Consider the following 6,945-nt stretch of genomic DNA (forward strand, 5'->3'; position numbering starts at 1 on the left):
GCCCGCCGCCCGCACCCCGGGCAGCGGGCGGCGGGCAGCGGGCGCTTCGCCGTTCGCGCGGGTCAGTCCTCCGGCAGGTGCGCCAGCATCCGCTCCATGCCGCCGATCCAGTTGGCCCGCAGGGCCGTGATGGCGCCCGGCAGGTCGTCCGCGAGCAGGCGGCGGGCGATCTCGCAGTGTTCCTCGGACTCGCGGGCCACCGGCTCGTCCTCGGCGACGACCAGGTTCTCGTAGCGCCGCATCCCGGCCTTGACCCGGGTGAGCAGGTCCAGCAGCCGCTCGTTGGCGCAGCCGCTGAGCAGCAGGCCGTGCCATTCGTCGTCGCGGCGGTCGACCGTGGCGTGGGTGGCCACCTGGTCGGGGAAGCCCTGGGCGAGGTCCAGCAGCCGGGGCGCGATCGTCCGCAGGTGCCCGGGGTCGGAGGACTCCAGGGCCAGCGCCTCCAGGGCCGCGACGATGGCGACCAGTTCGCGGAACTCCTTGCGGCTGACGGGCGCGAAGCGAAAGCCGCGGCCCTGGCTGCTCTCCAGTACGCCCTCGCCCGCCAGCGCGATCAGGGCCTCGCGCAGCGGGGTGCGGCTGACGCCGAGTTCGGCGGCCAGCACGGCCTCGTTGACATCGGTGCCCGCCGCGAACTCGCCGCGGGTGAGCCGGTCCATCAGCTCGTCGCGGATCTGCTCGCGCAGCGGACGGCGCTCGATCGCCATCGTGTCCCCCAACCTCCGGATTTGCAGCACACCTCTTGACCCGCCCCAGTGTACTGCACTATGCATTTTGAATACAAAATGCGGGACGAGCTGAAGGGGAGGCGCGACATGGGCCTGACACGGATACCGGGTCTGCTGTTCGGCGGGGACTACAACCCCGAGCAGTGGCCCGAGGAGGTGTGGCGGGAGGACGTCCGGCTGATGGCCGAGGCCGGCGTCAACCTGGTCACGGTGGCGGTGTTCTCCTGGTCCCGGCTCGAACCCGCGCCCGGGGTCTACGAGTTCGGCTGGCTGGACCGGGTGCTCGACCTGCTGCACGCGAACGGCGTCGCCGTCGACCTGGCCACCGCGACCGCGACCCCGCCGCCCTGGCTGGTGCGCGAGCACCCGGAGATCCAGCCCGTCGACGCGGCCGGCACCCGCCTGGAGTTCGGCTCGCGCCAGGGCTACTGCCCCTCCTCCCCGGTGTTCCGGGCCGCCACCGTGCGGCTGGCCCGGGCGATGGCCGAGCGCTACCGCGAGCACCCGGCGCTGGCGATGTGGCACGTGAGCAACGAGTACGCCGACCACACCGCCGAGTGCTTCTGTGCGGAGTCCGCCCGCGACTTCCGCCGCTGGCTCCAGGCCCGCCACCGCTCCCTCGACGGCCTCAACGCCGCCTGGGGCACGTCCTGCTGGGGCCAGCACTACACCGACTGGACGCAGGTCGAGCCGCCCCGCAAGGCGCCGGGCCCGGTCAACCCGGCCCAGCTGCTGGACTGGCGGCGCTTCTCCAGCGACGCGCTGCTCGCCTGCTTCGAGGCCGAGCGCGCCGTGCTCAAGGAGGTCACCCCGGACGTCCCGGTGACCACCAACTTCATGAGCGTGCTGCGCGACCTCGACTACTGGAAATGGGCCGAGTGCGAGGACGTCGTCACCGATGACGCCTACCCGGACCCGGCCGACCCGCGCGCGGCGGTGAAGGCCGCGCTCAGCTACGACCTGATGCGCTCGCTGAAGCGGCAGCCCTGGCTGCTCCTGGAGTCCGCGCCGAGCGCGGTCAGCTGGCGCCCGGTCAACGTCCCCAAGGACCCGGGCGTGATGCGCCTGCACAGCCTCCAGGCCCTCGCCCACGGCTCGGACGGCGTGATGTTCTTCCAGTGGCGCCAGGCCAAGTACGGCCCGGAGAAGTTCCACTCGGCGATGCTCCCGCACGGCGGCACCGCCACCCGCCGGTGGCGCGAGACGCTGGCCCTCGGCGCGGACGTCCGCCGGCTCGCCGAGGTGGCCGGCGCCACCACCCGGGCCGAGGTGGCGCTGCTGCTCGACTGGGAGAGCTGGTGGGGCCTGGAGGCGCCCGAGTCGATGCCCTCCGACCGGCTGCGGCTGCACGAGCTGCTGCTCTCCTGGTACGCGCCGCTGCACGCCCGGGGCGTCGCGGTCGACCTGGCCCCGCCGGGGCGCGACCTGTCCGGCTACCGGCTGGTGATCGCCCCCAACCTCTACCTGTGCACCGCCGAGCACGCCGCCGCGCTGGCCGCCTTCGAGGGCCGGCTGGTGGTCGGCCCGTTCAGCGGGGTGGTCGACGCCGCCGACCAGGTGCACGACGGCGGCGCGCCCGGACCGCTGCGCGACCTGCTCGGGGTGCGCGTCGAGGAGTGGCGCCCGCTGCCCGACGGCGTCACCCAGGAGCTCGTCACCACGGACGGCACCCGGCTGCTCGCCCGCACCTGGACCGAGTGGCTGGACGCCGAGGAGACCGAGGGCACGGACGTGCTGGCCCGCTACCGGGGCGGTCCGCTGCACGGCCGCCCGGCCGTCACCCGGCGCGGCGCCGCCACCTACCTCTCCTGTCTGCCCGAGGACCCGGCCCCGCTGCTGGACGATCTGCTGACCGCCGCCGGCGTCACCGGCGTCGCCGGTGCCGGCCTGCCCGCCGACGTCGAGGCCTGCCGCCGCGGCCGCTACCTCTTCCTGCTCAACCACGGCGCCGGGCCCGCCACCGTGACCCTGCCCGAGCCCGGGACCGACCTGCTGACCGGCCGCGCGCTGCCCGCCGGCCCCGTGACCCTGGGACCGCGCGACGCCGTGGTCCTCAAGCCCCGACCGACCACGCCCTGAGGAGTGTTCGTGGCCCACCCCTACATCCCCAACGCGGGGCCCGAGACGCGGGCGGCGATGCTCGCCGAGATCGGCGCCCCCGACGTCGCCGAGTTCTACCGCGACATCCCCGCCGAGCTGCGGCTGGACCGCCCGCTGGAGCTGCCCGCGCCGTTCGCCGACGAGCAGGGCCTGACCCGGCACGTGCGCGGCCTGCTGGCCCGCAACACCGACCCGGCCGCGCTGCTGTCCTTCCTCGGCCACGGCTGCTACCCGCACTACGTGCCGGCGGTCTGCGACGAGGTGAACGGCCGCGGCGAGTTCCTCACCGCCTACGCCGGCGAGCCCTACGAGGACCACGGCCGCTTCCAGGCGCTCTTCGAGTACGTCTCGATGATGGCCGAGCTGCTGGAGATGGACGTCGTCAACGTTCCCGTCTACGACGGCTACCAGGCCGCCGGCACGGCGCTGCGGATGGCCGCCCGCCGCACCGGCCGGGCCCGGGTGATGGTCAGCGGGGCGATCGCGGCCGACAAGCTGGCCAAGATCCGCGACTACCTGACCCCGGACGTCGAGGTGCTGCTCGCCCCGGTCGCGGACTCCGGCGAGATGGGCGAGGTCGGGCTCGACGACACCTTCGCCGCCCTCTACCTGGAGACGCCCACCGTGCACGGCGTCATCGAGACCCGCGGCCGCGAACTGGCCGACCTGGCCCACGCGGTGGGCGCCCTGCTGGTGGTCGGCACCGACCCGATCACGCTCGGCGTGCTCGCCCCGCCCGCCTCCTACGGGGCCGACCTGGTCTGCGGCGACATCCAGTCGCTCGGCATGCACCCCCAGTACGGCGGCGGCCAGGCCGGGTTCATCGCGAGCCACGACGACGAGCGGCTGGTCGCCGAGTTCCCGTCCCGGCTGTTCGGCATCGCCCCGACCGCCGTCCCCGGCGAGTACGGCTTCGGCGACGTCGCCTACGACCGCACCTCCTTCGCGCTGCGCGAGGAGGGCAAGGAGTGGGTGGGCACCGCGGCCGCCCTGTGGGGCATCACCGCCGGCGTCTACCTCGCGCTGATGGGCCCGCGGGGCATGCGCGAGATCGGCGAGACGATCCTCGCCCGCACCCGCTACGCGATGCGCGCGCTGGCCGCCGCCGGGGCCGTGGTGCGCCACCAGGAGGCCCCGCACTTCCGGGAGTTCGCGATCGAGGTGCCGGACGCCGACGCGCTGCTCGCCGCCCTGCGCCGGCACGGCGTCCTCGGCGGGGTGCGGCTCGGGCCCCGGGAGGTGCTGGTCTGCGTGACCGAACAGCACGCCATCGCCGACATCGACACCCTCGCGGCGGCCGTCCACGCGGCCCTCGCCCCCGCCCCTGGAGACGCCCAGTGAGTTCGCACGACGCACCCGAGCCGTTCGCCGCCCTGCCCGTGGCGCCCAAGCCCGCCCTGCGCCGCTTCCACCAGGCCCGCTGGGACGAGGAGATCGTCTTCGAGCTGTCCCGCCCCGGCCGGCGGGGCGTGGGCGTGCCCGCCCCGGGCGCGCCCCTGGTCGAGCTGCCCGAGGGCGTCGCCCGCCGCACCCCGCCCGCGCTGCCCGAGCTCTCCCAGAACCAGGTGGTCCGGCACTACCTGAGGCTCTCCCAGGAGACCCTGGGCGCCGACTTCAACATCGACGTGGGCCAGGGCACCTGCACCATGAAGTACAGCCCCAAGGTCAACGACTCCTTCGCCCGCGACCCCCGGGTGGCCGCCCTGCACCCGCTGCAGCCCGAGGACACCGTGCAGGGCGTGCTGGAGATCTACTGGCGGCTGGAGCGGATCCTCAAGGAGATCTCCGGCATGGCCCGGGTCTCGCTGCAGCCCGGCGCCGGCTCGGCGGCGATCTACGCCAACATCGCGATGATCCGCGCCTACCACGCCTCCCGGGGCGAGGGGGAGCGGCGCGACCAGGTGATCACCACGATGTTCTCCCACCCCTCGAACGCGGCCTGCGCCAAGGTCGCCGGCTACGAGGTCGTCACCCTGATGCCGGACGCCGACGGCAACCCGGACATCGAGGCGCTGCGCGCCGCCGTCGGCCCGCGCACCGCCGCCCTGATGATCACCAACCCGGAGGACACCGGGATCTTTAACCCGAGGATCCGCGAGTTCGTCGATCTGGTGCACGCGGCCGGCGGCCTGGCCTGCTACGACCAGGCCAACGCCAACGGCATCCTCGGCATCACCCGCGCCCGGGACGCCGGCTTCGACCTGTGTCACTTCAACCTGCACAAGACCTTCTCCACCCCGCACGCCTGCGGCGGTCCGGCGGCCGGCGCGTGCGGCGTCTCCGAGGCGCTGGTGCCGTTCCTGCCCGGGCCGGTCGTCGACCGCGTCGGCGAGGCGTTCACGCTGACCGTCCCCGAGTGCTCGGTCGGCAAGATCCGACCCTTCCTCGGCGTCACCCCCAACGTGGTGCGCGCCTACGCCTGGGTGATGGCGCTCGGGGCCGAGGGCCTGCGCGAGGTCGCCGAGACGGCCGTGCTCAACAACAACTACCTGCTGGCCAAGGTCGCCCGGATCCCCGGCGCCTCCGTGCCGTGGTTCGGGCGCCGGCGGGTCGAGCAGGTCCGCTACTCCTGGCGGGAGCTGGCCGAGGAGACCGGCGTGCACTCGGAGGAGATCGGCGTCCGGGCGGCGGACTTCGGCGTCCACTACTGGACCAGCCACCACCCGTACGTGGTGCCCGAGCCGTTCACCCTGGAGCCGACCGAGTCCTACTCCCGGGAGGACCTCGACGAGTACGCGGCGGTCCTCGCCCACGTCGCCGACGAGGCCCGCAAGGACCCGGAGTTCGTCCGCGGCGCGCCCTACCGGCAGACCGTGCACAAGATCGACCCGGCCACGCTGGACGACCCGGCCCAGTGGTCGCCGAGTTGGCGCGCCTACCTGCGCAAGCACGGCGCGAAGCGGCCGGGATGATCGTCGGCCTGATCGTGAACCCGGTCGCGGGCCTCGGCGGCGCCGTCGCCCTCAAGGGCAGCGACGGGCCGGAGGTCCAGGCCAGGGCGCTCGCGCTGGGCGCCGTCCCCAGGGCCAGGGCCCGCGCCGCCGCCGCGCTGCGCGCCCTGCGCCTGCGCCAGCCCGAGGTGCTGGTCCGCACGGTGGCCGGGCCGATGGGAGAGGACAGCGCGCTCGCGGCGGGCGTGCGCCACGAGGTCGTCCACCGGGCGGCGGGGCCGAGGAGCGGCGCCGCCGACACCCGGGCGGCGGTGGCGGCGCTGCNNCTGCGCGACGTGGACCTGCTGCTGTTCGCGGGCGGCGACGGGACGGCGCGCGACGTCCTGGACGCCGGGCCGCGTCCGCCGGTGCTCGGGGTGCCGGCCGGGGTGAAGGTCTACTCGGGCTGCTTCGCGGTCAGCCCGGCCGCGGCGGGCGCGGGCGCGGCCGGCTTCGACGGGCGGACCACCGAGGCGGAGGTCGTCGACCTCGACGAGGAGGCCCACCGCGCGGGCGGCGTCGGCGCCCGGCTGTACGGGACCGTGCGGGTGCCCGCCGCGCGGGTCCGGCTGAGCGGGCGCAAGACCGGCTCCTCGGCGGCGGCGCCGGGCGCGGCGGAGTCCATCGCCCGGGCGGTGGTGGCGGCCATGCGGCCCGGCGCCGCGTACGCGCTCGGGCCGGGCGCGACCACGCTGGCCGTCGGGCGGGCGCTGGGCCTGGAACTGACGCCGCTGGGCGTGGACGTCGTGCGGGACGGCGTCCTGCTCGCCCGCGACGTCACGGAGCAACGGCTGTTCACCCTTGCCATGTCACAGGTGACGCATGGCGTGTTGACGGTGATCGGCGGTCAGGGCTTCGTGATCGGGCGCGGCAACCAGCAGTTCAGCCCCCGGGTGCTGGACGCGCTCGCCGGGATCGTCGTGCTCGCCACCCAGCAGAAGCTCGCCGCGCTCGGCGGGCGGCCGCTGCTGGTGGACAGCGGCGACCCGCTGGCCGACGCCGCGCTCGCCGGCCACGTCCGGGTGGTCACCGGACACCGCGAATCCGTGCTGTACCGCATCCAGTCCGCGAGTGAGGAACTCCCATGAACGACCTGAACGACCTGAACGGTCTGACCCACCCGAAGCACCTGAACCACCCGAGCGCCCCCACCGGGGCCCTGCGCGACAAGGTCGCCGTCGTCACCG

5 protein-coding genes are annotated in these 6,945 nt (G+C 74.7%); 4 read left to right on the top strand and 1 reads right to left on the bottom strand.

Annotated features, from left to right (window positions below; all coding sequences use genetic code 11):
- Positions 1-62: 62 nt before the first annotated feature.
- Entirely contained in the window at positions 63-707 is a 645-nt protein-coding gene (locus ABD308_RS09905) for a GntR family transcriptional regulator (RefSeq protein WP_344330993.1), read from the bottom strand.
- A gap of 108 nt (positions 708-815) precedes the next feature.
- On the opposite strand from ABD308_RS09905, the gene ABD308_RS09910 reads away from it, so the two are divergent.
- The 4 genes from ABD308_RS09910 to ABD308_RS09925 are packed head-to-tail and all read left to right on the top strand — an operon-like array spanning position 816 to position 6,846.
- On the top strand, positions 816-2,807 hold the full coding sequence (locus ABD308_RS09910; protein ID WP_344330994.1) for a beta-galactosidase: 1,992 nt from the start codon (positions 816-818) through the stop codon (positions 2,805-2,807).
- Positions 2,808-2,816: 9 nt separating this feature from the next.
- Positions 2,817-4,169, top strand: coding sequence for an aminomethyl-transferring glycine dehydrogenase subunit GcvPA (gene gcvPA / locus ABD308_RS09915; RefSeq protein WP_344330995.1), 1,353 nt, complete (start codon positions 2,817-2,819; stop codon positions 4,167-4,169).
- Positions 4,166-5,740, top strand: coding sequence for an aminomethyl-transferring glycine dehydrogenase subunit GcvPB (gene gcvPB, locus ABD308_RS09920; protein WP_344330996.1), 1,575 nt, complete (start codon positions 4,166-4,168; stop codon positions 5,738-5,740). Before gcvPA ends, gcvPB begins: the two co-directional genes overlap by 4 nt.
- The gene (locus tag ABD308_RS09925) at positions 5,737-6,846 is read left to right on the top strand and encodes an ATP-NAD kinase family protein (RefSeq protein ID WP_344330998.1); all 1,110 of its coding nucleotides are present in this window, start codon (positions 5,737-5,739) and stop codon (positions 6,844-6,846) included. Before gcvPB ends, ABD308_RS09925 begins: the two co-directional genes overlap by 4 nt.
- Positions 6,847-6,945 lie beyond the last annotated feature (99 nt).

It is taken from the genome of Kitasatospora putterlickiae, from assembly GCF_039527695.1.
Classification (GTDB): Bacteria; Actinomycetota; Actinomycetes; order Streptomycetales; family Streptomycetaceae; genus Kitasatospora; species Kitasatospora putterlickiae.